Genomic DNA, 24,880 nt, shown 5'->3' on the forward strand with positions numbered 1-24,880 from the left:
CATGCTGGAGGCCACGGGCCTGCTTGAGGGTTCCGGTCTGCAGGGAATGCAGGCCGGAACCCTTGTGCTGATCGTGCTGGCCGGCTTCGCCGCCGGATGGGTGGATGCCGTGGTGGGCGGCGGGGGACTGCTGCAGCTTCCCGCCCTGCTGCTGGTGCCGGGCATGAGCCCGGTGCAGGCGCTGGCCACCAACAAGATGGGTTCCATCTTCGGCACCACCACCAGCGCCATCACCTACTACCGGCGCGCCCACCCGGACCTGAAGACCGCCATCCCCATGGCGACGGTGGCGCTGGCCGGCTCCTTCGGCGGCGCGATCCTTGCCACGCTGCTGCCCGCCGAGGTCATCAAGCCTGTCATCATCGCGGCGCTGATCGCGGTGGGCCTGTTCACCGTCTTCAAGCCGACCGCCGGGGAGCTGACGCAGCTGCGTTACACCGGGCGGCAGCACTACGCGGTGGCGCTGGCCATCGGGTTTGTCATCGGCGGCTACGACGGGCTGATCGGCCCGGGGACCGGATCGTTCCTGATCATCGCGATGGTCGCGCTGCTGGGCTACAACTTCCTGGCGGCCAGTGCCAAGGCGAAGATCGTCAACATGGCCACCAACCTCGGCGCGCTGGCGTTCTTCCTGCCCTCGGGCCACCTGCTGTGGGGGATCGGGCTGGTGCTGGGCGTGGCGAACATGTGCGGCGGCTACCTGGGCGCGCGCATGGCCGTGTCCAAGGGCAGCAGGTTCATCCGCATCGTCTTCCTGACCGTGGTCGGGGCGCTGATCCTCAAGCTCGGCTACGACGTGCTTTTTCCGGCCGCCTGAGACGGCCACGGAAGGCCGGCGAACGCCGGACGGCTGCATCGCCAAAACAGAAGGCCCGCGTTGCCACGGAAATTTCCGTGGCAACGCGGGCCTTCTGCGGTTGCGGCGAGGTGGGCTTACGGCGTCGGGGCCGGGCTGCTCGAGGGCGACTCGTCCGTGGCGTCTCCGGCCACGTGCGTGAACCCCGGGATCTTCCCGGTGGCCTGGCGCGTGTACAGCCCCTGGTCCCAGGCACGCTGCAGCAGGAAGGCGCGGGCGTCGCCCTCCTGGGTCGCCGCCGCATCGCGGAGCAGCAACGCGAGCTGTTCCTCGCCGCTGCGGGCGGCATCCAGGGGGTTGACCACGGCATCGTCCGGCAGCTGGTACGCAGGCTGCCGCAGCGGTTCGCATGCGCCGACGCCGGCGAACTGGTGCTCGAGGTCCGTGGCGAACCCGACCAGGGAAGCCGAACGGGCCCACGCCCCCTCGCGGACGGTTCCCGCGGTGCGTGCCCCGGCGACGTTGTAGGCGTAGCCCAGGCGGTAGGCGGCGTCGGCCACCCATCCCAGGGTGGTGCCGGATTCCGAGGCCAGGACTTGCACGTCGGTATCGTCGATCGACGACGACGAAGCGGGTCCGGGCGCGGTTGAATCCGCGATCACCGGGCAGCCGGAAAGCACGAACCGGGGCAGCTCGGCGGGTCCGACGGAAGAGCCGGAAGCACCCGCGGCGGCCGATGCCGGCTGCGGCGCGGGAAGCTTGTCGATCTGCTCCTGCGTGCCTCCGGCCGCGCGCAGGAGGTTGCGCGCCTGCAAGGTCAATTCGAACCCGGCGCCGGCCAGCGAGCGGGATTCCTGTGCCGGGGCGCCCAGCGCTTCATCGACCAGGGCCACCCCGGCGCTTGCCAGGCGCTTGGCATAGGCCTTGGCCTCGGCGGGGGATTGCGCGGCCGACGGGGATGCGGAGGGTCCGGCGGACTGCGGTGCGGGGTCCCCGGAGGACGGCAAAGCCGAAGGTGTGAGTAAACCGACATGCCTGTTAAGCATCTCCAGCGTGGCGACCCACTCGGCGCGCAGTTTCTGGTTGGCGTCGGCGGCCTTGCCGGCGGTGGCCAGCCGCGCCGAATCAAGCAGCGGGAGCAGCTCGTCGGCGGGTGTGCGGACGGCTTCCGGGACCTGTTCGGTGCCGAGGATTCGTTGCCACACTAGGGAATCCTTGTTGATGTACGCGCCCGCGCCGAGGGTTCCGGCGGCGATCGCCAGGGCTGAAACCACGCATAGGGCCAACGTCCCGCGGGGGCGCGGCGCGGCGGGTTCGGGGGACTGCTCGGCAGGGGGTAAAGGGTGCTGATCCATCCCCTTGATCATCCCACGCGCCGGTCGATTGGCCATTTCGGGGCTCCAGCGGCAGACGTAGCGCCCCAATTGTCGATACTCTAGTATGCACAACATCGAATAGTGGGAGGACTTTCATGACCGGCAAGCCGGCAGACATCCAGCAAGAGGCAGCCCGCCTCACCGAACTACTGGAGCCCACCGTCGCCTCCCACCAGCTGATCCTTGAAGAAGTTCAGGTTCGCATGGCCGGTGACCAGCGCATCGTTCACGTCATCGTCGACCTTCTTGAAGGCACCGGCGGCGTTGAACTGGACGCGGTCGCAGAGGTTGCACGCTCCATTTCCGAGGCCCTGGACTCCGATCCGCACGACACCGCGGAACCCTACGAGCTTGAGGTTTCCTCGCCCGGCGTTTCCCGCCCGCTCACCCTTCCCCGCCACTGGCACCGCAACGTCGGCCGCATGGTGAAGGTCAACCTGATCGGCGAGGAAAACATCTTCGGCCGCCTCACGGAAGCGGACGATGCAGGCATCACCGTGGTTCCGGAGATCGCGGTCAAGAAGGGCATGAAGCCCAAGGTCGGCGAGCCCCGCACCATCGAATTTTCCTCGATCCGCCGCGGCAACGTCGAGGTCGAATTCGCCCGCGCCGAGGCAGCGGACCTGCAGGAACTACTAGAACTTGACGACGAAGACGACGAAAACGTGGAGGCCTGAGTTGGACATTGATATGAGCGCGCTGCGCATGCTCGAAAAAGAACGCGAAATCCCGATCGACGTTCTGATCCCCACGATCGAGCAGGCTCTGCTCATCGCGTACCAGAAGTCCCCGGGGGCCATGCCGCAGGCACGCGCCCAGGTGGACCGCCGCAACGGCCACGTGACGATCTTCGCCACGGAGACCGAGGAAGACGGCACCGTGGTCGGCGAGTTCGACGACACCCCGACCGGTTTTGGCCGCATTGCTGCCTCGACCGCACGCCAGATCATCCTGCAGCGCCTGCGCGATGCCGAGGACGACAACGTGGTCGGCGAGTTCAAGAACAAGATCGGCGAGATCGTCTCCGGACAGATCCAGCAGGGCAACAACCCGATCATGGTCCAGGTCAACCTGGGCACGGTCGAGGCATTGCTGCCGCCTCCGGAGCAGGTCCCGGGCGAGAAGTACCCGCACGGCAGCCGCATCCGCTGCTACGTGGTGGACGTGAACCGCGGCCCGAAGGGCCCGTCGGTCACCCTGTCGCGTTCGCACCCGAACCTGGTCCGCCGGCTCTTCGAGCTCGAGGTCCCGGAAATCGCCGACGGCGCCGTGGAAATCATTGCGCTGGCCCGCGAAGCCGGCCACCGTTCCAAGATCGCCGTGCAGGCCAACATCCCGGGCGTCAACGCCAAGGGTGCCTGCATCGGTGAAATGGGTTCGCGCGTGCGCGCCGTGATGACCGAGCTGAACGACGAGAAGATCGACATCGTCGACTACAACGAGGACCCGGCGAAGTTCATCGCTTCGGCGCTGTCCCCGTCCAAGGTCGTCTCGGTGACGATCACCGATCCGGCCACCCGTTCGGCCCGCGTCGTGGTTCCCGACTACCAGCTCTCGCTGGCCATCGGCAAGGAGGGGCAGAACGCCCGCCTGGCGGCCAAGCTCACCGGCTGGCGCATCGACATCGTCTCGGACGCCGTCGCTTCATAGCATTTCCACATTCCGTCGCTGCCCTTGGGGCGCCGGCCGTTCGCGGCCCGCGCCCCAAGGCGGCGGCGGTTTTTTGTTGGGCTGGAGGCAGCCGGGCCGCATCGATCCGTACGTGTTCCAGAGCACGCTACACGTGATGCGGAAACGCGCTAGACTTATCTGTGGTCCACTGTGTCAGTGGTAATTCGATTGCGGGAGAAGATTTACGTGTCAGTGCAGCATCAGCCGCAGCGCACGTGCATCGGATGCCGCAAGGTGGTGGACCAAAACGAGTTGCAGCGTTGGGTGCTTGAACAGGTGGATGGCCGTGCCGTCCCCGTTCACGATTCCACCCGGCGTCTCTCCGGACGCGGTGCTTGGTTGCACCCGGCTCCGGAGTGTGCCGAACGCGCCATCAAGCGCGGGGCATTCGCACGGTCATTCAGGACCAAGGTGGATGTTTCCTCGCTGTCGGTGGCGCCGGAAGCCAAGGTGCGGACCCAAGCCCGGGAAAACACCTTCACGACAGTCCAACCTGAAAGCGGGTCAGAAATCTGATGGAAACCCGATGAGTTCCAAGCGATGAGCGCCTAACGATGACTACATCAGTTATGCGTCGCAGCGCCTGTGGCATCCACTTTGGATGCTGGGCAAGACAGCAAAAGACGGTTCGTGCTTTGACTTTCTAAAAGTGAGCGCGGGCCTTCAGACAGGAGAAATGTGGCCAAGGTCCGCGTACACGAGCTCGCCAAAGAGCTCGGAATCACTTCAAAGGATGCAGTAGCCAAGCTGCAGGAAATGGGCGAATTCGTCCGTTCGGCATCCTCAACCATCGAGGCACCGGTTGTGCGCAAGTTGCGCGCCGCGTTCCCGAACGCTGCCCCGGCAGCGCCCAAGGCAGATGCAGCACCGGCCGCCAAGGCCCCTGCAGCTGCGCCGGCAGCACCTGCCGCAGCCGGCGCCCCGAAGCCTGCAGGCTTCAAGCCGGGCCCCGCTGCACCTGCAGCACCGGTAGAAGCAGCACCGGCTCCGGCCGCCGCTGCACCGGCTGCTCCCGCAGCTCCGGCCCCTGCCGCTCCGGCAGCACCGAAGCCGGCTGTTGCACGCACCGAGGCCCCGCGCGCCGGTGCCAAGCCGGGCGGTCCCCGTCCGGGCAACAACCCGTTCTCTTCCCAGCAGGGCATGCGCGCTGCCGGTGAGGGCGAGCGCACCGAGCGTCCCGCCGGTGCACGTCCGGGTGCCAAGCCAGGCGGACCGCGTCCGGGCAACAACCCGTTCGCTTCCCAGCAGGGCATGCGCACCGAGCGTCCCGCCGGTTCCGGCGGCCCGCGCCCGGGCGGTCCCCGCCCGGGTGGCCCGCGCCCTCCGGCAGGTGCAGGTGGACCCCGTCCCGCAGGTGCGGGTGCAGGTGGACCGCGTCCCGCGGGTGCAGGTCGTCCGGCAGGTCCGGGTGGACCACGTCCGGCCGGTGCCCCGGGTGCAGGCCCGCGTACCCCGGGAGGCGCACGCGCTACTCCCGGCATGATGCCTAACCGCACCGAACGTCCGGCTCCGGCCGGCGCACGTCCGGGTGCAGGCGGCCGTGGCGGCGCAGCCCGTCCGGGCGGCGCACCGGGTGGAGCTCCAGGTGGAGCTCCGGGTGCAGCAGGCGGCGGCGGTTACAAGGGCGGCGGCGGTCCGAACCGCGGTCGCGGTGGAACCCAGGGTGCCTTCGGCAAGGGCGGCGCAGGCCGCGGCAAGCAGCGCAAGTCGAAGCGCGCAAAGCGCCAGGAACTGGAGCAGATGAGTGCTCCGTCGCTGGGCGGCGTGAGCGTGCCCCGCGGCAACGGATCCACCGAGGTTCGTTTGCGCCGTGGCGCCTCGATCACCGACTTCGCCGACAAGATCAACGCCAACCCGGCAGCACTGGTTACCGTGCTCTTCCACTTGGGCGAAATGGCTACCGCCACCCAGTCCCTGGATGAGGCAACCTTTGACGTCTTGGGTGCCGAGCTCGGCTACGTCGTCACCGTCGTATCCCCCGAGGACGAAGAGCGCGAATTGCTCGCCTCGTTCTCGATCGACTTCGACGCCGAAATCGACGCCGAGACCGACGACATGCTCGAACCGCGTCCGCCGGTGGTCACCATCATGGGTCACGTTGACCACGGTAAGACCCGCTTGCTCGACGCCATCCGCAAGTCCAACGTCATCGAGGGCGAAGCCGGCGGCATCACCCAGCACATCGGTGCGTACCAGATCCACCACGAACACGAAGGCATCGATCGCGCGATCACCTTCATTGACACCCCGGGCCACGAGGCGTTCACCGCCATGCGTGCACGTGGTGCCAAGGTCACCGACATCGCCGTGCTGGTTGTTGCAGCCGACGATGGCGTCATGCCGCAGACGGTTGAAGCGTTGAACCACGCCAAGGCCGCCGGTGTCCCGATCGTCGTCGCAGTGAACAAGGTCGACAAGGACTCCGCGAACCCTGACAAGGTCAAGGGCCAGCTGGCCGAGTACGGCCTGGTTCCGGAAGAATACGGTGGCGACACCATGTTCATCCACGTCTCCGCCCTGCAGAAGATGGGCATCGACGAGCTGCTCGATGCAGTGCTGCTGACGGCCGACGCCGCGTTGGACATGCGTGCCAACCCGGACAAGGACGCCCGCGGTATCGCCATCGAAGCGAACCTCGACAAGGGTCGCGGCGCCGTGGCAACCGTGCTGGTTCAGTCCGGTACCCTGGCCGTCGGAGACACCATCGTTGCCGGTACCGCACACGGTCGTGTGCGTGCCATGTTCGACGAGAACGGCGAGAACCTCGACGTTGCACTGCCGTCGCGCCCGGTCCAGGTCCTCGGCCTGTCCTCCGTGCCGCGTGCAGGTGACACCTTCCTGGTGACCGACGACGAGCGCACCGCCCGCCAGATCGCCGAGAAGCGTGAAGCTGCGGACCGCAACGCGGCCCTGGCCAAGCGTCGCAAGCGCATCACCCTGGAAGACTTCGACCAGGCTGTTGCCGACGGCAAGATCGACACCCTCAACCTCATCCTCAAGGGTGACGTTTCCGGTGCCGTGGAAGCCCTGGAAGACTCGCTGCTCAAGATCGACGTGGGAGAAGGCGTGCAGCTGCGCGTCATCCACCGCGGCGTGGGTGCGATCACCCAGAACGACGTCAACCTTGCAACCGTTGACAACGCGATCATCATTGGCTTCAACGTCAAGCCTGCAGAGCGCGTTGCCGAACTGGCCGACAAGGAAGGCGTTGACATGCGCTTCTACTCGGTCATCTACGGCGCAATCGACGACATCGAGCTGGCCCTCAAGGGCATGCTCAAGCCGGAGTACGAAGAGGCCCAGCTGGGCACCGCGGAGGTCCGCGAGGTCTTCCGTTCCTCGAAGTTCGGCAACATCGCCGGCTCGATCGTCCGCTCGGGCACGATCCGTCGAAACTCCAAGGCACGTGTCCTCCGCGATGGCAAGATCATCGGCGAAGGCCTCACCGTGGATTCGCTCAAGCGATTCAAGGACGACGCCACCGAGGTCCGCGAGGGCTTCGAATGTGGTATCGGTCTGGGCTCCTTCAACGACGTCAAGGACGGCGATACGATCGAGACCTACGAGATGCGCGAAAAGCCGCGCGCTTAGTCTTGACCAAACGCGTTTGATCGACGCTGGGCGGCCGTAACCGAACTGGTTGCGGCCGCCCAGCCGTCGAAGCGCACTAACCAAAAGTTTCAAGAACCTTGAAAAGAAGGAGCGACCATGGCTGATTCGGCTCGTGCCGCAAAACTGGCCCAACGCATCAAGGTGGTTGTCGCCCAGGCCCTGGGCAAGGCAGTCAAGGATCCCCGCGTGGAGGCCATTACGGTCACCGATGCACGGGTGACCAACGACCTGCAACACGCCACCATCTACTACACGGTCTTTGGCGACGACGAAGCCAAGGCCGATGCGGCAGCCGCCCTGGCGAAGTCCAAGGGCGTCCTGCGCAAGGAGGTCGGCAAGAACGTTACCGTTCGCCTGACCCCGACCCTGGAATTCGTCGCCGACGAAATCCCGGTCAACGCCTCGAACCTCGAAGCGTTGCTGCGCGTCGCCAAGGCCAAGGATGCAGAAGTTGCAGCCCTGGCCGAAGGCAAGACCCACGCCGGCGACGCCGACCCGTACAAGCGTGACGAGGAAGAAGACGAAGAAGCCTAAGCGCTGATTCCTTCTTCGTGAAGCCGGCTGCCCGCAGGGGAAGCCGTGCGGAGCGCACATGAAGAGGCCTGCTCGGGGCCGACCATCCAGTGGATGGACGGCCCGTTGCAGGCCTCTTTTTGCGTGCCCGGTCAAACCGATGCGCCACATGCGCGGACTACGTCGCGCAGATCCCCGGACCTATCCGAACACTCGCCCCCCAAACGAAAACGCGCATCGCTGTGAAGCGACCACGTTTGGCGAGGGTGCGGATCGGAGGGGGAACGCTTTGCCGGATTCGGGCTTGCGCAGCCCTTCCGGAAGAGAACAAACCACTTGGTGCCGGCAGACGTCCGTTGCGGCCGTGGGCCCGGCGACGGTCGGTGCTCTGCCTCGTGCGGGTGCCAACGGGGGAGGGGACGGCAATGCGGATTTCGCGATGGGTGCCGGAATCGGACGAATCTGCATGATGGAACCTCCCCGGAAACAACTATTGACCCATACCTTGCGACGCATCGATGATTGCGAGTCCTCGCAAGATCACCCTGCATGTGCGCTGCACCGGTCGATGACCAGTGCAGCTGGTGGTGGATCTTTGAAGTTTGTTGGTGCCTGCGAGCAGTGCAGGTGGATACCGTTTGAACGGTGTGGGGAACCGGTCTTGCAGCGGTGCTGAACCTCGAAGACCGATCCGGACATGTGCCAATAGTCTGAAGATTATTGACACATCAGGAGGTAGTCAATGGCATAGACAAAAGGTTTTCCATGGGCGCGCGGATGGGCTACCCCGAAACCATGGTTCCATTTGGGACGTAGCGTTCAGCGAACCATCAGAGAAAGTTTTAGGCCAGGCGAAAATTCGCTGAAAAACCCGCGGATAAAGGGCAGCGAACGGTATTTGTAGGAGTTTTCGCCGTCGATTTTCGCGGACCCGGAAGGGCTTTTGGGGCCACCCGGCAGCCCGTCGAAAGCGCCCGCGACGGTCTCCGGCAACAGCCGCCGTCGACAGGTTGGGTGAGGCGTTGGACACGAACTCCGCCGCCGGATCGCCGGTCCGGCATCGGCTACCTCTCGGCCCTTGGCCGGGGATGGGCGTTGCAGTCACGGATGGGGCCCCGGAATCGCCCGGCGACGCCGAGTCGGAAGGTGGCGGATGTTCTCGGCGTTCCCTGTCCAGCACTGTCCCGGGGGAGCCGCCCAACACCGGTGGGCGAAAAGAGCCGGCGAACCTGCCTATACTTGAGGGCGTGAAAACAGCCCCGCAGAACCCCACGGAACCCATCGGCTCAGGCCTGGTCATCATCGACAAACCGCAGGGTTGGACGAGCCATGACGTGGTTGGCCGCACCCGCCGCCTGGCAGGAACCCGCAAGGTGGGCCACGCCGGAACCTTGGACCCGATGGCAACCGGCGTGCTGGTGCTGGGCATCAACAAGGCCACCCGCCTGCTGACCTACATCGTGGGCGCGAACAAGACCTACACCGCCACCATACGCCTGGGTGAATCGACGATCACCGACGACGCCGAGGGCGAGATCGTGCAGAGCCGCATCGCGGCGGCGCTCACCGAGGACCAGATCTATGCGGCGGTAGCCAAGCTCACCGGTCCGATCGAGCAGGTCCCTTCCTCCGTGAGTGCCATCAAGGTCAACGGCGAACGCGCCTACGCCCGCGTGCGTGCCGGCGAGGACGTGAAGCTTGCCGCCCGTCCGGTGACCATCCACCGCTTCGAGATCCACGACATCCGCCGCGAACGCGCCGGCAAGGTGCTGGACATCGACGTGACCGTCGAATGCTCGTCGGGAACCTACATCCGTGCACTGGCCCGCGACCTGGGCGAGGACCTGGCCGTCGGCGGCCACCTGACCGCGCTGCGCCGCACCGAGGTCGGCCCGTACACGCTGGACCGTGCCCGAACGCTGGAGCAGTTGGCGGAGAACTTCGAGTACCTGCCGCTGGAGGACGCCGCCGATGCGCTGTTCACCCGCCGCGACCTCACCGAGCACGAACGCGCCGAGCTGTCCTACGGGCGCCGCATCAGCAGCAACGAAACCGACGAGGTGACCGCGGCGTTCGCCCCCGACGGCACGCTCGTTGCGCTGCTGAAGAACAAGGGCAAGGAAGCCAAACCGGAGCTGGTCTTCGCCACGGCATCCTAGGCCTTCGCATCGCGTGCCAAGGGCACGCGATGCAGGTCCGACCTTGAATTCGCTTTCCTTCCAAGGAGATAGGTTTTTGCCGTGATAGTTGACGGTTTCTTCATCGCCGGCGCGATTTTGTGCGCCGTGGCGTTGATACTGGGCGTTGTCGCCACGATCATCCGTGAGTACCCGGATGACTTTGCGCTGGTATCCGTGGCGCTGCTGGAGGTTTTCCTGGTGGTCTACGGCGTCTCGGCGGCTATCCGGCAGGCCGGTGGCCAGCCGATCTCGGGGGAGCCCTGGGAGTTCTGGGGCTACCTGCTCACGGCCCTGCTGATCCCCGCGCTGGCGTTCATCTGGGCGGTCACGGACAAGTCCCGTTGGTCGAACACGGTGCTGGCAGTATCGGGCGTCATCGTCTTTGTGATGCTCTTCAGGATGGAACAGATTTGGGACGGGGCAATAGCAGCATGAGTGAAACAGGCCGATCGGGCACCAGTCGTTCGCGCATCGTCGATGCCGCACAATCCCGCGGCAAGGAATCGAAGCCCCAGGAGTCCAACGGAGGACGCAGTTCCGGGCTCGGGCGCATCATCATCGCCGTCTACGGCGTGCTGGCGCTCTCGGCCACGGTGCGCGCCGTCTACCAGATCATGATGGACTTCGGGGGAGCGCCCCTGGCCTACCTGCTGAGCCTGCTTGCCGGCATCGTTTACATCGTCGCCACGCTTGCGCTGGCGTCCAAGCGGCCTGGCAGCTGGCGGCTGTCACGGTACGCGGTGATCTTCGAGCTGGTTGGCGTGCTCGTTGTCGGCACGCTCAGCTACGTGCTGCCGGCGCTCTTTGCCCACCCTGCCGTCTGGTCGCACTTCGGGTCGGGCTACGGCTACGTTCCGCTGGCGCTGCCGCTGATCGGCCTCTGGTGGCTGCGCAAGCACCGCCCGGCCGTCCCCGCCGCCGGAAACTGACGGGAACAAGGATCACGGGCCAGCGGAACCGCCTGGATCCGGAAGACGCAAACAGGGCCGCGCCCCCGCCGATGAGAATCGGCGGGGGCGCGGCCCTGTTTTTTCTGTCACAGTTCTGCCCGGCCTTGGGCCGGCACGGGACTACTTCTTGCCGAAGAGTCCGCCAAGGATGCCGCCAAGATCCAGTCCGCCGCCGCCCTGCTGGCCCTCCTGCTGGTTGCCTCCACCGAAGAGGCCTCCGAGCATGCCGCCGATGTCCGGTCCGCCGGCCTGGGACCCTTGCTGCTGGCCGCCGCCGAAAAGGCCTCCGAGCATGCCCCCGATGTCGAATCCGCCGCCTCCCTGGGCCTGCTGCTGGTTGCCGCCGCCCAGCAGCCCGCCGAGCAATCCGCCGATGTCAAAGCCGCCGCCGCCGTCGCCGGGCGAGGAAGCGTTCTTCGCCAGGAAGCTCATGACCACCGGGGCAAGCATCGGAAGCACCTTCTGCACGAGGCCGCCGAGATCGAATCCTTCCGGGGTGGCGCCGTTGAGCTGCGCGGCGAGGACCGCCTGGTTGTCCCCGAGCACGTGGTCCACGATCTTCTGGCCGTCGTCGGTGTCCACCGACTCGAGGTCGACGCCGCCCTCGACCAGCGAGGCGTCGTGCTGTGCGATGGCGGCCTGCAGGGCTTCGGCGCCCTCCGGTGAGGCCGCATTGTTCTGCATGCCGGCCACCAGCGATGGCAGCGCGGTGGCGACCGTGGCGCGGGCCGTGTCGGTATCGACGCCGAGCTTTCCGGCGATCTGATCCAGCGGCAAGAGTTCCAGCAGGTCGTTGAGGTTAACCATTTCAGCTCCTTGGGATCGGCGAATCTCGTGATTCATTTTCATCCTAGGGTTCAACGATCGGTTTTTGACCCCCGGAGGCGCAAGAATCGGCAGTTCGGGCAATTGTCGTCCATAATGGATAGGGCCGTGAAACCTACGGCCAAACATCCCAACGGAGGAGCGAGCGTGCACTATTGGAAAGGCCTTGAAGCCGTACCACCCGGCATCGGCCCATCGGTAGTGACCATCGGCAACTTCGACGGAGTGCATCGCGGACACCGCGAGGTGCTTGCGGCGGTGGTCGCCGAGGCACGCAAACGCCATGCCAAGGCAATGGCCATCAGCTTTGACCCGCACCCGGCGCAGGTGCACCGCCCGGACGAGGCGCCCGAACTGATCATGGGCATCGCGGACCGCATCGAGACCCTCGCCGACGAGGGCCTCGACGGCCTGCTGATGATCCGCTACACCCTGGAATTCGCGCAGGCCACGGCCGAGGAATTCGTCGCCAAGGTGATTGTCGGCGCGCTCGGCGCCTGCACCGTGGTGGTTGGCCACGACGTGCGGTTCGGCCGCAACAACGAGGGCGACTTCGCCAAGATGTGCCAGCTCGGCGAGCAGTACGGCTTTGAGGTCATCGGCGTCGACGACATCGGCGAACACCGCCGCTGGTCATCGACCTGGGTTCGCGAGGCACTGAACCGCGGCGAGGTAGGTGTCGCCGCACAGATCCTGGGACGCCCGCACCGCATGCGCGGAGAGGTTGTCCACGGCGCCGCACGCGGCCGCGACCTGGGATTCCCCACCGCGAATCTGGACTCCGCAGCCACGGGGATCATTCCAGCCGACGGCGTGTACGCCGGATGGCTTGTTGACGAGGCGCAGGTCCGCTGGCCGGCCGCCATCTCCGTCGGCTCCAACCCGACCTTCGAGGGCGTGAGCCGCCAGGTGGAGGCACACGTGATCGACCGTCCCGAAGAGGGCGTGGAGGACTTTGACCTGTACGGCCAGCAGGTCGTCGTTGAATTCGTTGAACACCTGCGTCCCATGGTTGCCTACCGCGGGATTGAAGCACTGATCGAACAGATGCGTGAGGATGTTCAACGCACCCGTACGGTCCTGATTCATGCCTGAGATTTTCAAACCGCACCCCACCGAGACCCCGCGCCCCATCCCGTCGCTTCCAGCACGGGCCTTCACGATGAGTGCGGCTCGGCGCAACGAACTGGCAACTGCATTCCGCGCCGGCGGAAAGCACTACGACGCGGTGCGTCCGTCCTACCCGGCCGCGGCACTTGATTTCATGGTGCCGCCGCGCGCCCGCGACGCCGTGGACGTCGGTGCCGGCACCGGCATCTTCACCGCCATGCTGCTGGGTCGCGGCCTGCGCGTGCGCGCCGTCGAACCCTCCACCGACATGCTCGGCGTGCTCCGCACCCGGCTTCCGGAGGTCATTGCGGCCGAGGGCACAGGCGAACACACCGGGCTGGAGGCAGACAGTGCGGACGTGATCACCTATGCCCAGGCCTGGCACTGGGTCGACCCGAAGCAGGCAAGCAGCGAGGCCGCACGGGTCTTGCGCAGCGGCGGGCTCTTGTCGCTGGTCTGGAACCAGCTCGATGTCTCGGTGTCCTGGGTCCACCGCCTGGCACGCATCATGCATGCCGGCGACGTGCACCGCCCTGACTTCCAGCCGCCGTTGGGCCAGGAGTTCTTCGCCCCGGAACCGGGGCAGTGGACCTGGAACCAGGAGCTGACCGGCGAGCAGATCATCGAGCTGGCCAAGTCCCGCAGCTACTACCTGCGCGCAAGCGCGGCGACCAAGGCGCGGGTCGAATCGAACCTGTCCTGGTACCTCTACGAGCACCTGGGCCACGTGGAAGGCTCACCGATCACGGTGCCGTACCTGACGCATGCATGGCGGGCCCGCCTGCGCTGAACCGGGCGGCCCCGGAAACCTCCGCTGTGCCGTTGATCTCCCGCGGTGCCATACGGGGCGTGGTCTTTGCTAGACTTATTGCTGGTGTTCGCTGCAGTCCGCGGTTGCGTGGCACCTGCCGGAAACGGTGATCTTTGAAACGCGGTACAACTCTAGGAGTTATTGTGGCATTGGACGCCGCTGTCAAGCAGGAAATCATGAAGGCCTACGCCACCAGCGAAGGCGACACCGGTTCACCAGAGGTTCAGATCGCCGTGATGTCACGTCGCATCTCCGACCTGACGGAGCACCTGAAGATGCACAAGCACGACCACCACACCCGCCGTGGCCTGATGGCCCTGGTTGGTCGTCGTCGCCGCATGCTTGCGTACCTCAAGGGCACCGACATTGCACGCTACCGTGCACTGATCGAGCGCCTCGGCCTGCGTCGCTAGTCTTTAGCACAAGGTTTGATTGAGATTCCCCGGTTCCCATTGAAGGGAGCCGGGGAATTTTTTATGTCAGGGTAATGGAATCAAATACGGCCAGCGGAATGCCGGATGTGTGGGGCACGCCAATGTCCAGGAGTCTCCGCAGCCAGGATTCTCGGTTTTGGTGCTCGACGAAGATGTGCGGGTTTGTGCCGCCCCCTGACATGCCATGTCTTGGATTTGAGGTTTCCTGTATATGGCCTGTGCAGCACCGCATAAGATCTGGGATAAGGGCCAAGAATCGCGACATCGCACCCATGACAATGGAATACTTCAAGGGTCAAGTAGATGGGCGCCGGAAGACGGCGCAAGCAATCAGGAGACTGAATGACGGACCAGCCCGCACCCGCCCGCACCAAGAAGAAGCGACTGATTTGGATCATCCCCGTGGTGGTCGCGTTGATCATCGCAGGCGTATTCATAGGTAGCCGCATCTATGCGGATAGTGTCTCCGTTCAAGCCGAAGATGTGCCGAAACTTACGGCAACGCCGAGCGGGGGAGCATCGAGTGGTGCGGGATCCACTGGGCCGGCGTCAACTCCGGAGGACTTCGCGGGTACGTGGGCCATCGGTCAGGGCTCCTACGCCGGCTACCGCCTTAATGAGGTCCTGAATGGTTCCGACGTGACGGTGACTGGCCGCACCGAGGACGTAGGCGGATCGTTGACCGTCGAGGACAACAAGCTCACGGCCGCCAGACTGACGTTGAAGGTGGACACCATCGCCACTGACTCGGATAACCGCGATACCTACTTCCGCACCTCAGCAATTGATACCTCGCAGCACCCCGAGGCGACCTTCACATTGAGCGATCCGGTTGCGCTGACCGGGGCAGCCGACGGCAACACGCAGACCTTCCCGGTTACCGGAAACCTAACAATCAACGGCCAGACCAAGTCGATTACCGCCAATGTGCAGAGCGCGTTCAGCGATGGTGCGGCGCAGTTGGTGGGGCAGATCCCCGTGACTTGGGCCGATTTTGGTGTAAAGGCGCCGAACCTTGGGTTCGTCTCCGTGGAGGACTCCGGCTTTATCGAATTTTCCTTGGACGTGACCCAAAAATAAGCGCGGCAGAATCGCAGACCGAGGGGGGAATACGAATCCGCGGCTTGATGGCCCCCGGTTAGTCCTCCTTTTCGACTGCTTGGCAGTCGCGCTGGCCTTGCCGTACTTTACCTGGAACTTCGCAGCGGACGCGTTCTGCTGGAGGTACCGGACCTTATCCGGCAAGTTGGCCCGGGCCTTGGCGGAACGCTACGAGTCGTGCTTGCATCTCCCAGTATGGCGTCGCGGGAGGAGTCGGTCTGCCGTCACGCAGGGTGTTTGCAGTGTCTACGGCCGCGTCCACCGACGCACGGTACGGTAGCGAACCGGAGCTCACGCGCCGGACACCCAGCTTCCCCAGTTCGGCAACGGTCAACGAGGGATGAGCCAACACGTTGACCGGCAACCGGATCCCGGCGGTAACGCTCTGGATGTCTTCCGCTGTCACAACCGCAGGGACAAAGATCCCGTCTGCCCCGGCATTGGCGTATGCATGGGCGCGGTGCAGGACGGCGTCCACCGTCGGCTCTTCGGCGAACCAGAAGTTGTCCACGCGGGCGTTGACGAACACGCCCGGGGTCCGCAGCTTGATGGCCGCGATCTTGGAGGCGAGGGCAGCCGGATGAACCAAATGCCCAGACCTGCTGTCTTCGATGTTGATCCCGGCCACCCCGAGGGCCGCCAACTCGGCCACATACTCTGCGACCTCGGTAGGGTCGTCGGAGTAGCCATCCTCGATGTCCGCAGTGATGTGGGCTGGAAAGCGGCCCAGCTGTCCCACGAGGGCGGCGGTTGCTGCCTTGCTGGACCTGTCACCGTCAGGCAGCCCGGCGCTGGCAGCTATGCCGAAGCTGGTGGTGCCGATGGCGGGGAAACCGGCCGCCGCAAATGCCAGAGCGGAACCCACATCCCATGCGTTGGGCAACACCAACGGTTCATCAGCGTGGTGAAGTTCAAGAAACGTGGCCACTTTCAATCCCATCCCGAGTCCGTCCAAGGCAGGTCGCCTTCAGGCTTCGATCCTAGTCGGAACCGGCGATGGGCGACGCCGCTTTATTGGGCTTCATTTTAGATGGGGCATTGTGCAGATGCATCCGAGGGCTGGGCTGCCGAACTAGTCGCAGATACGCGGATCTCCAATGGATCGGCGTGATGTCATGTCGCATCTTGGACCTGACGAAGCATCTGAAGATGCACGAGCACGCCCACTACAATCACCGCGGCCTGCGTCGCTAGGTTTGATTTAGATTCCCGGTTTCCATTGATGGGAGCCTGGGATCGTTTAGGACAGGACAACGGACTGGAAAGAGGCCGGTGGCAGGCGGGGCGAGTTGCGGCTTCCGCGAGCAAGGAGTGTACGTCGCTATCGGTTGATACGTGATGTCATCACAGGGGAGTGCATTGATTTTCGACATTGCTGTGCAAGGAATCTACCGACGTTGACGCGGAAAGCGTTCCAGTTTGAAACGTCATTTGATGCGTCCACTCGGCCCCTTTGTCTGGAAGTGGAGCTGTACGCGTATGAGTCCCTAGTATGGTGCTATGACTGATGCTGAAGATACCCGCCGTGTTGTGAAGTCGTTTTTGGAGGAAGTTCGTTCGGGCCGTAGCCCGGAACGTGCCGGCGAGTTTATGGCACCTCGAGTTCTGGCCCACCAGGTGCAGTCGGAGGATCCGAGAACCGTTGAACGAAGTCCTGATGACTATGCTGGGCATGTGCGCGAAATGACCGAAACATGGGGCGCGTTCGCGCTTGAAGTTGAGGAATTCATTGTGGAAGGGAAGCGGGCGCATGTGCGTTTCTCCCAGAATGGGCACCATATGGCGACTGTCGAAGGCTACCTTCCGACCCGAAACAATGTGCAGCAAATCAACTCCGTGGTTTACGAAGTCGAGGACGGGCTTATTACCCAATACTGGATGCACATAGATCGAGCTGGTGTTGTTTCGCAGCTTGCGCGCGCAAGTATTTGAGGGAACGGATTGATTCGGACATAGTCTTGTCTCGTGTTGCCAATCCAACGACTTTGAACCCCGAGACATTCAGCGTTGATCGGGGAACACCATGCGTGCCCATGAGATCGCGCATTTCATAGTTTGGATTACCTTAACTAGCCGATTTCAAGACGAATCACCTACGTTGGCCAATGCATGGCCGGCGCGAAGGCCGCCCGAGTGAATCCAGGGGCTTGAATTCGGTGTTGGGTGCAGTGAAGTTCGAGCCCGGGAGAATGGCTTATATGCCATGCGGGATGCTGCGTGCAGGCGAGGGACGAAAGGATCCCGGTCGCACGGCACGATCGCGCCGCCGGGCGGGATCCGCTTTTTGGAACATTGCGCACGCGGAGGCGTCGGTCACCGTGATGTCGCGTTGCATCTCTGACCTGACGGATCACCTCACGATGCACAAACACGATCACAACGCCCGGCGCGGCCTGATGCCCCTGGTTGGTCGTCGCCGCATGCCGGCCTCCCGCGAGGATACCGTCATCGCACGCTAGCGTGCACTGATCGAGCTCCTCGGTCTGCGTCGCGAGTCTTGCACGTAGATTGAAGAACCCCCGGCTTCCGTACGGAAGCCGGGGGTTTCGTGTCGTAACACCGAACCCGCATGCGGGCCTCGGCGAGAGCGGGCTACTTGGAGACGGACTTCGAGGTGGTAGAAGTTGCCCAGGATGCCTTCGGGATGTAGAGGCGGTAGGTCTTCTTCTTCGACTGCTTGACAGTGACGCTGGCCTTGCCGCTCTTAAGCTTGACGGTCTTCAGGGTCTTCCACGTGCTACCGGACTTCACCTGGAACTTCGCACCGGTCGCGTTGTACTGCGCGTAGCGGTACTTGTTCGGTGTGTAGACCTGGGCCTTGGCAGTCAGTGTCACCTTGGAGCCGGAGCGCTTGGCGCTCAGCGAGCTCTTGGTCTTGCCGCGGACGTAGAACGTTTTGCTGGTGTAGTCCGTGTAGGACGTGTAGTGGGTGTCGTACTCTTCGAAGTAGTCGTCATAGTACTCGTACTCAGCATTGATATCGGCCGGCCCCACCTTGTAGGTCCCGAGTCCGTACAAGGACGGACAGATGAAGGCCCGGTCTAGCTCATCGTCTTCAAACCACATCGAAGTAACAATTCCACCCTGCTTTGTGACATCGATGGAACCGTATGAGTCGACGTAATCGCCTGCCGTCTTGGCGAAGGCGGACACGGTGACATTTCGGCAATTCGAGTCGCCGACGGTGACGTCCGAAACCTTGTACCCCGTGATGTCGATGGGGCGCTCACTTGCTTGAGCCGGTGCGGCTGTGAAAGCCAGACCGGCGGCCAACATGATTGAGGCACCGAAGCCCAGGCCTCGACGTAGTGCTGAAATGCGCAAAGTTCTCCCCTTGAAAACGCGTGTGAGTGCGCCTGAACTGGCGCGAGTGATACAAAAAATCCTATACGGGACGGGGTAAATCGGGGGCGAGGCTCGCCATGGGAAGTCAAAACGAATCGAGTAAACATCTTGCCTGCGTGCATCGGGAGTTTCGTTGAGTTCGGTTGTTGCCACGGGCTACGGATAGAAGACTCCGGGGAAGTGTCTCTGTATATTGATCTATTGGTTGTGCGAAAAGACGTGCTGACTGCCATTTTCATGCTGAGTACGTGTCGAACTCACTTGCTCACTCCGGTGTCGCACCGGCTGCCGCAAAGAGCTTTCTAGAGTATTGTCTACCCAAATGGCCTAGTTAGTGGCTGGTTTTGCAGTTCGTGGAAGGAGAGACGTTGCTGATCACCATCACCCTCGAGCCGGAGTCGGGTTCCCAACTCGACGCCACGGCGCTCTCCCACCTGCTGCGCAAGCATCCCGGGCGCTTGCAAACCTTTGAGCTGTCGGTCGGTAACGCCCACGTCTTCTATCCGGAATACTCGCCGGAGCGCACCACCGCGGCCCTGCTGCTGGAAGTGGATGCCATTGGTCTGGTCCGCAACAAGCGCTTTCGGGGCGACAATGGGGTACTCGACTACTACATCAACGACAGGCCGTTCACGGCGTCAAGCCTGTTGGCAGTGGCCCTTGGCAAGGTGCTGCGCAGCGCCATGACCGAAACCAGCGAGGCCCATCCGGAATTGGCCGGAACCCCGTTACCGCTGCGTCTTGAAGTACCGGTGGCTTCCACCAGAGGCAGCGACGGCCACGACCTGGTGCAGCGGCTGTTCGCGCCGCTGGGGTGGACGATCGAGCAACAGCCGATCGCGCTGGACGATGCCTACCCGGAGTGGGTGGATTCCCGCTACAGCAGCCTGGTGCTCACCGGCACCGTGCCCCTGCATCTTGCCCTGCGGCAGCTCTATGTCCTGCTCCCGGTGCTCGATGACAGCAAACACTATTGGGTCAACGACGACGAGGCCGAGAAGCTGGTCCGACAGGGGGAGGGCTGGCTGCCCGGGCACCCCGCGCGTGCACTGATATCCCGCCGATACCTCGCACACCAGAGGGACCTGGTGGCCGCGGCTGACACCATGATCGCAGGGGCAGTGCCAGACACGACTGCGGATGCCGACGAGCCGGTCCGGACGCGGGGGAGTGCTGCGCCGCCGTTGCGGGTGCAGCGCGCGGAAGCCGTCATTGCCGCGCTCAAGGATTGCGGCGCACACACTGTCGTCGACGTTGGGTCGGGGCCCGGCGCCCTGCTGCGCCGTCTGCAGAAGGACGGATTCTTCACCAAGATCCTCGGTACCGATGTGTCGGCCCGTTCGCTGGAACAGGCCGCCAAGATGCTGAATCTGGATGAGCTCGCCGATGCGGACAAGGACCGGATCAAGCTGCTGCACAGCTCGGCGGTGTACCGCGACGCGCGGATCGCCGGCTTCGACGCGGTGGTGCTGATGGAGGTCATCGAACACATCGAGTCGAGCAGGCTGCCGGCGTTGGAGGACTCCATCTTCGCCGGGGCGGCGCCACGCAGCGTGATCGTGACGACCCCGAATTCCGAATTCAACAGGCTGTACCCCACGCTGGCCGCGGGAACCATGCGGCATGAGGACCACCGCTTCGAATGGACGCGGGCGGAGTTCGCCCAATGGGCGGACGCGGTGGCCTCACGACATGGCTACGGCGTGGAGTACCGCCCGGTGGGCGAGGAATCAGCGGGCGCCGGTCCGGCCACCCAGATGGCGATCTTCCGAAAGGTGGGGGCATGAGCGAATTGAGGATTCCCGAGGTCGGCCTGGTGTTGCTGGTCGGCGTTTCCGGGTCGGGCAAGTCAACCTTCGCGGCGAAGCACTTCGGTGAGTTCGAGGTGCTTTCCAGCGACATGTTCCGCGGGCTGGTCGGCAACGACCCGAGCGACCAGTCGGTGACACCCGCGGCCTTCGAGGCTTTGAACTTCGTTGCCGGCAAGCGCCTCGAGTCCGGCTTGCTGACCGTCGTGGATGCCACGAACGTCCAGCAGGCCGCCCGGGAGAAGCTGGTGGAGGTGGCCAAGGCGCAGGACTCGCTGGTTTCGGCCATAGTGCTGGATCTCCCGGTCAAGGTCTGCCTGGAACGCAACGCCGTGCGCGGCGGGGGATCGGTTGCGCCGGCGGTGATCGACCGCCAGCACCGGCAGCTGAAGAAGTCGCTGCGCTCGATGCGCCGAGAGGGCTTTGCCCGGGTGCACGTGCTTTCCACGCCGGACGAAATTGAGCATGCGGTGATTCGCCGCCACAAGCTGCTCAACGATTTCCGCGACCAGCACGGTCCGTTCGACGTGATCGGCGATGTCCACGGCTGCCTGGATGAGTTGGTTCTGCTGCTTGGGTCCCTTGGCTACGAAGTGGTGCGTGACGATCAGGGCCGTGCCGTGGATGCCGAACACCCCGAGGGGCGGCGGGTGATCTTCGTGGGCGACCTGGTCGACCGCGGACCCGACTCGCCGGGCGTGCTGCGCCTGGCCATGGGGATGGTCGGCAACGGCCATGCCCTTGCCGTGCCCGGCAACCACGAGGAAAAACTGGTGCGCGCGCTGCGCGGGCGCAAGGTCACCGCGGCCCACGGGCTGGACAAGACGCTGGAACAGCTGGCCGGCCAGGAAGAGGGCTTTGGCCGCAAGGTCGCGGACTTCTGCGACTCGCTGGTCTCCCACCTGGTGCTGGACGACGGCAAGCTGGTGATCGCGCATGCGGGGCTGATCGAGAAATACCATGGCCGCGCCTCCGGGCGGGTGCGGGCCTTCGCCCTCTACGGTCAGGTCACGGGCGAGGTCGACGAGTACGGCATGCCAGTGCGCTACCCGTGGGCCAACGAGTACCGCGGGGATGCGGCGGTGCTCTACGGGCACACGGCGGTCACCGAGGTGGCGTGGATCAACAACACCGCCTGCCTTGACACCGGCTGCGTGTTCGGGGGAGCGCTCAGTGCCATGCGCTATCCCGAACGTGAGGTCGTCCAGGTCCAGGCTCTGGCGCAGTACTGCGAACCGGGACGGCCGCTGGAGTCGCCGCGCGGCCCGGAACGCGAGCCCGGTGTGTTGTCCATGGAGGACGTCTCCGGTGTGCAGTTCTTGAAGGCCGAGGGCCTGGGGACGGTGAAGATCAATGAGGCCCAGGCCGCCGGCGCGCTGGAGACGATGAGCCGGTTTGCCATCGATCCGCGGTGGTTGCGCTACCTACCGCCGACCATGTCGCCGGCCGAATCGTCGTCGCAGCCCGGCTACCTGGAACACCCGCTGGAGGCGTTCGAATACTACCGGCGCCAGGGGGTCACGCAACTGGTCTGCGAGGAGAAGCACATGGGTTCGCGCGCCGTCATGCTGTTGTCCCGCGATCCCGGTCGATTCGATGCGCCCGAAGAGTGGCTGGGTACGCTGCACACCCGGACCGGACGCCAGTTCCTCGAAACCGAGCACGAGCGGCTGGTGCTGAAGCAGGCCCACGAAGCCGTGGAACGCGCCGGGCTGTGGGACGAGTTGGGTAGCGACTGGTTGATGCTCGATGGCGAATTGATGCCGTGGTCGTTGAAGGCAGAGTCGCTGATCAAGGACACCTACGCCTCGGTGGCCGCTTCGGCCGTTGCCGCGACGGATGCCTCCGTGGCGGTGCTCGAACGGGCTGCTGGCAACGGCATCGATGTCCAGGAAGTGCTCGCCCGAACGAGAACCCGTCGGACCAGTGCGCGGGCGTTCCGGGAATCCTACCGGCGCTATGTCGGTTCGGCCGACGACCTGCGCTTTGCGGCATTCCAGGTGCTTGCCGCCGAGGGGCAAAGCCTTGAGACCCGGGACCACGGGTGGCACCTGGAGGTCAGTGACAGGCTCGCCGCGGCCGGCCCGGAACTGTTCGCCAACACCCGGAACCTGCGCGTGGATCTGGACCAAGACTCCGACGTCCAAGCGGCGGTGCGATGGTGGGAGGAACTTACCGCTGCCGGGTCGGAAGGCATGGTGGTCAAGCCTTGGGAGAACCTCACACGGTCGAAGCGCGGCTGGGTGCAGCCGGGCATCAAGGTCCGGGGCAGGGAGTACCTGCGGTTGATCTATGGTCCCGACTATCTGGAGGAGTCGAATCTCGACCGTCTACGCCAGCGTGCCACGGACAGGAAACGGAATCGTGCCCTGCACGAGTACATCCTGGGACTTCAGGCCCTACGGCTGACAGCTTCGGGAGCACCGCTCTGGAAGGTCCACCAGATGGTCTTCGGGGTGTTGGCGTTGGAGTCCGAGCCATTGGATCCTCGGTTGTAGGAGAAACGAGGGTACCGAGCTTCGATATAGGCACTTGCACGCTGACCGCCACACGGCCGGCGGCGCTAGTCGATCTCGATGCCCGGCAGGCCAAGACCGTCTACTTCCAGCAGATCGCTCATCGACACGGTTCCGGATACGCCGCGTGCAACCATCTCTTGTACCGCACGTGCCGTAAGGACGCCGGTGGCTCTGGATTGGTTGGTGCCCGAGGCCCCCCGAGTCTGCCCGGTCCGGCGATTCTTGACAACGATTGACCACCGTTGGCTCCCGAAGGGCGGCACCGCCGAAATCAGGCGGCGGCTCATGGGAATGCGGGCAACCAGGGCAAGAGCGTTCGTTGCCGCAGGGGATCCGAGCGCGAAGTAGTTTCTCACCTGGATCCCGCGATCCTTTCCCAGCAAATGGTGGTCGGGGAAATCCGCCCGCAGATAGCGCCGGCGCTGGCCTGCGTCCTTGAACGAGGAAACCTCCCGAAAATTCATCACCTTATGACCTTCCGGAGGATCCTCGATCGGTGCGCCAATAAGCCGCTGGGTCCATTCGATCGCGGCGGGCCCGTGTTTTTCTCCGGCCCCAAGCATGAGTGCCACATCAATGTCGTCGCCCGGAACGTGGTCCAGGCTGGCAGCCAGCATGGTGCTCAGGCCTGGGGCCAGTCCAACTCCGAGAATCATCGACGCACGTGGAGCCACTGCGCGCAGTTGCTTGAGGTAGTTTGAACTCGCGCTGATATCGAGCAAGGTGCTGTCACCGACAGCTTGACCCAGATTTGGATTCTCCACACCCGAGGCATTGATAGTCACATCATGTTCGCGTGCGGCAGCAGCCAGATCTCCCAGATCGCTGCCGGAAACATCGATGCTGAGCCCGTCTTGTGGAGCCCTTCGTCCGGCTGCGGTCACTTGATGTCCGGCACCCAGGAGTGCTGTTCGGATGTGGCCACCGACTGCGCCATTGGCGCCCAAGAGCAATGCCTTCATTACTATCCCCTTCGATGCCGCTTCGACTTCTCGGCAGAACGCCGCTTCGGATTCCCAACCATTTAGTTGGTATTTTCACGACACTAACCCAAGGGCGTCAAATTTCCAACTAAACGGTTGGAATTTGAGCTAGGCTGGTTTCATGGCCTGGGACACCGAACGAACACGCACACTTCTCATCGAGGCAGCAACCACGCATTTTGCGCAACGGGGACTGGCTGGGACCCGGGTCGACGCCGTGGCGCGCGATGCCGGTGTCAACAAGGAACGGATCTACCAATACTTCGGTAACAAGGAGGGGCTCTTCGACGCGGTGCTCACGCACTCCCTTGAATGCTTCTTGACCGCGGTTCCCCTGGAGGGCGAGGGCGCAAGCGCCATCGGAGAATTCGCGGGGTGCCTGCACGACGAATATGCCGAACACCCCGCACTGCCACGACTGCTCGCATGGGAAGGCCTCGAGCGTGGCGTGCTCGAGGCCGACCATGACGCCCGAGCCAGTGCGTGCCGCGAGAATGCGGCCATCATTCAATCCGCCTGCCCATCCCTCGGGGCGGAAGATTCCGCCCACCTGCTTCTCACGGTCGTCTCCCTTGCCACCGCATACTGGACCCTGCCGCAGCTCTCGGATCTCATGCTTGGAACCCGTGTCGAGCATGATGCTCGGCGAACTGTTCTCGTCAACCAGATCACCGCCATGGCTTCTGCAATGACCGAACGTCCAGAGCGGATGGCGTAGGGGCGCCAGCCGGTCGGGAATGTACAAGCGCGGCGGAATGGCGTCTAGCGCTTCCTGATTTCATGCTAGCTAGCGCGGCGGCTCAGAATGCGACGACCCGGGCTGGCCCGCGCACTGCGCGGAGCGCA

At 64.2% G+C, this 24,880-nt stretch carries 22 protein-coding genes and 1 pseudogene; 18 read left to right on the top strand and 5 right to left on the bottom strand.

The window, feature by feature from the left end; translation table 11 throughout:
* Position 1: 1 nt before the first annotated feature.
* On the top strand, positions 2 to 817 hold the full coding sequence (locus ACFY5D_RS18560) for a sulfite exporter TauE/SafE family protein (RefSeq protein WP_387533313.1): 816 nt from the start codon (positions 2 to 4) through the stop codon (positions 815 to 817).
* 116 nt (positions 818 to 933) lie between these two features.
* On the opposite strand, the gene ACFY5D_RS18565 is transcribed toward ACFY5D_RS18560, so the two are convergent.
* Positions 934 to 2,151 (bottom strand): hypothetical protein, encoded by a 1,218-nt coding sequence (locus tag ACFY5D_RS18565; RefSeq protein ID WP_387533316.1) that lies wholly within the window; start codon positions 2,149 to 2,151, stop codon positions 934 to 936.
* 116 nt (positions 2,152 to 2,267) lie between these two features.
* On the opposite strand from ACFY5D_RS18565, the gene rimP reads away from it, so the two are divergent.
* The 8 genes from rimP (at position 2,268) to ACFY5D_RS18605 (ending at position 11,077) form a co-directional block, all read left to right on the top strand.
* Positions 2,268 to 2,849: a ribosome maturation factor RimP gene (gene rimP, locus ACFY5D_RS18570; RefSeq protein WP_387533319.1), complete on the top strand. Its 582-nt coding sequence runs from the start codon at positions 2,268 to 2,270 to the stop codon at positions 2,847 to 2,849.
* 1 nt (position 2,850) lies between these two features.
* Positions 2,851 to 3,822: a transcription termination factor NusA gene (nusA, locus tag ACFY5D_RS18575; protein WP_387533322.1), complete on the top strand. Its 972-nt coding sequence runs from the start codon at positions 2,851 to 2,853 to the stop codon at positions 3,820 to 3,822.
* A 285-nt stretch (positions 3,823 to 4,107) separates the two neighbouring features.
* On the top strand, positions 4,108 to 4,359 hold the full coding sequence (locus ACFY5D_RS18580) for a YlxR family protein (protein WP_387533662.1): 252 nt from the start codon (positions 4,108 to 4,110) through the stop codon (positions 4,357 to 4,359).
* Positions 4,360 to 4,521: 162 nt separating this feature from the next.
* On the top strand, positions 4,522 to 7,434 hold the full coding sequence (gene infB / locus ACFY5D_RS18585; protein ID WP_387533325.1) for a translation initiation factor IF-2: 2,913 nt from the start codon (positions 4,522 to 4,524) through the stop codon (positions 7,432 to 7,434).
* Positions 7,435 to 7,551: 117 nt separating this feature from the next.
* Entirely contained in the window at positions 7,552 to 7,989 is a 438-nt protein-coding gene (rbfA, locus tag ACFY5D_RS18590; RefSeq protein WP_387533328.1) for a 30S ribosome-binding factor RbfA, read from the top strand.
* A gap of 1,259 nt (positions 7,990 to 9,248) precedes the next feature.
* A complete protein-coding gene (gene truB, locus ACFY5D_RS18595) occupies positions 9,249 to 10,127 on the top strand; it encodes a tRNA pseudouridine(55) synthase TruB (protein WP_387533664.1) in 879 nt (292 codons plus the stop codon).
* Between the two features lie 81 nt (positions 10,128 to 10,208).
* Positions 10,209 to 10,583, top strand: coding sequence for a hypothetical protein (locus tag ACFY5D_RS18600; RefSeq protein WP_387533331.1), 375 nt, complete (start codon positions 10,209 to 10,211; stop codon positions 10,581 to 10,583).
* Positions 10,580 to 11,077, top strand: a complete 498-nt coding sequence (locus ACFY5D_RS18605; RefSeq protein ID WP_387533334.1) for a hypothetical protein — start codon at positions 10,580 to 10,582, stop codon at positions 11,075 to 11,077. The genes ACFY5D_RS18600 and ACFY5D_RS18605 overlap by 4 nt, the downstream gene beginning before the upstream one ends.
* A 141-nt stretch (positions 11,078 to 11,218) precedes the next feature.
* Here ACFY5D_RS18605 and ACFY5D_RS18610 read toward each other — a convergent pair whose 3' ends face one another.
* A complete protein-coding gene (locus ACFY5D_RS18610) occupies positions 11,219 to 11,905 on the bottom strand; it encodes a DUF937 domain-containing protein (RefSeq protein WP_387533337.1) in 687 nt (228 codons plus the stop codon).
* Positions 11,906 to 12,070: 165 nt separating this feature from the next.
* Between ACFY5D_RS18610 and ACFY5D_RS18615 the strand changes: the two genes are divergently transcribed.
* The 4 genes from ACFY5D_RS18615 (at position 12,071) to ACFY5D_RS18630 (ending at position 15,358) form a co-directional block, all read left to right on the top strand.
* Positions 12,071 to 13,018: a bifunctional riboflavin kinase/FAD synthetase gene (locus ACFY5D_RS18615; protein WP_387533339.1), complete on the top strand. Its 948-nt coding sequence runs from the start codon at positions 12,071 to 12,073 to the stop codon at positions 13,016 to 13,018.
* Positions 13,011 to 13,823: a class I SAM-dependent methyltransferase gene (locus tag ACFY5D_RS18620; protein WP_387533342.1), complete on the top strand. Its 813-nt coding sequence runs from the start codon at positions 13,011 to 13,013 to the stop codon at positions 13,821 to 13,823. The genes ACFY5D_RS18615 and ACFY5D_RS18620 overlap by 8 nt, the downstream gene beginning before the upstream one ends.
* Positions 13,824 to 13,987: 164 nt before the next feature.
* Positions 13,988 to 14,257, top strand: coding sequence for a 30S ribosomal protein S15 (rpsO, locus tag ACFY5D_RS18625; protein WP_387533345.1), 270 nt, complete (start codon positions 13,988 to 13,990; stop codon positions 14,255 to 14,257).
* Between the two features lie 363 nt (positions 14,258 to 14,620).
* The gene (locus tag ACFY5D_RS18630; protein ID WP_387533348.1) at positions 14,621 to 15,358 is read left to right on the top strand and encodes a YceI family protein; all 738 of its coding nucleotides are present in this window, start codon (positions 14,621 to 14,623) and stop codon (positions 15,356 to 15,358) included.
* A 154-nt stretch (positions 15,359 to 15,512) separates the two neighbouring features.
* On the opposite strand, the gene ACFY5D_RS18635 is transcribed toward ACFY5D_RS18630, so the two are convergent.
* Entirely contained in the window at positions 15,513 to 16,307 is a 795-nt protein-coding gene (locus tag ACFY5D_RS18635) for an isocitrate lyase/phosphoenolpyruvate mutase family protein (RefSeq protein ID WP_387533351.1), read from the bottom strand.
* 572 nt (positions 16,308 to 16,879) lie between these two features.
* Between ACFY5D_RS18635 and ACFY5D_RS18640 the strand changes: the two genes are divergently transcribed.
* Both ACFY5D_RS18640 and ACFY5D_RS18645 read left to right on the top strand, forming a co-directional pair.
* Positions 16,880 to 17,311 carry an ester cyclase gene (locus ACFY5D_RS18640; RefSeq protein ID WP_387533354.1) on the top strand — a complete coding sequence of 144 codons (432 nt, stop codon included), beginning with the start codon at positions 16,880 to 16,882 and terminating at the stop codon, positions 17,309 to 17,311.
* A gap of 371 nt (positions 17,312 to 17,682) precedes the next feature.
* A pseudogene (locus tag ACFY5D_RS18645) lies at positions 17,683 to 17,838 on the top strand (30S ribosomal protein S15); the annotation flags it as partial.
* A gap of 133 nt (positions 17,839 to 17,971) precedes the next feature.
* Here ACFY5D_RS18645 and ACFY5D_RS18650 read toward each other — a convergent pair.
* Positions 17,972 to 18,703 carry a hypothetical protein gene (locus tag ACFY5D_RS18650; protein ID WP_387533357.1) on the bottom strand — a complete coding sequence of 244 codons (732 nt, stop codon included), beginning with the start codon at positions 18,701 to 18,703 and terminating at the stop codon, positions 17,972 to 17,974.
* A gap of 389 nt (positions 18,704 to 19,092) precedes the next feature.
* On the opposite strand from ACFY5D_RS18650, the gene ACFY5D_RS18655 reads away from it, so the two are divergent.
* Positions 19,093 to 20,511, top strand: a complete 1,419-nt coding sequence (locus tag ACFY5D_RS18655) for a 3' terminal RNA ribose 2'-O-methyltransferase Hen1 (RefSeq protein WP_387533359.1) — start codon at positions 19,093 to 19,095, stop codon at positions 20,509 to 20,511.
* Complete coding sequence (locus tag ACFY5D_RS18660; RefSeq protein WP_387533362.1) at positions 20,508 to 23,030, top strand: polynucleotide kinase-phosphatase; 2,523 nt, start codon at positions 20,508 to 20,510, stop codon at positions 23,028 to 23,030. The genes ACFY5D_RS18655 and ACFY5D_RS18660 overlap by 4 nt, the downstream gene beginning before the upstream one ends.
* 65 nt (positions 23,031 to 23,095) lie before the next feature.
* Here ACFY5D_RS18660 and ACFY5D_RS18665 read toward each other — a convergent pair whose 3' ends face one another.
* Complete coding sequence (locus ACFY5D_RS18665) at positions 23,096 to 24,013, bottom strand: hypothetical protein (protein WP_387533365.1); 918 nt, start codon at positions 24,011 to 24,013, stop codon at positions 23,096 to 23,098.
* Positions 24,014 to 24,155: 142 nt separating this feature from the next.
* On the opposite strand from ACFY5D_RS18665, the gene ACFY5D_RS18670 reads away from it, so the two are divergent.
* Positions 24,156 to 24,752: a TetR/AcrR family transcriptional regulator gene (locus tag ACFY5D_RS18670; RefSeq protein ID WP_387533368.1), complete on the top strand. Its 597-nt coding sequence runs from the start codon at positions 24,156 to 24,158 to the stop codon at positions 24,750 to 24,752.
* The last annotated feature ends 128 nt before the right edge of the window (positions 24,753 to 24,880 follow it).

The sequence above is a fragment of the Paeniglutamicibacter sp. NPDC012692 genome (genome assembly GCF_042901625.1).
In the GTDB taxonomy this organism is placed as follows: Bacteria; Actinomycetota; Actinomycetes; order Actinomycetales; family Micrococcaceae; genus Paeniglutamicibacter.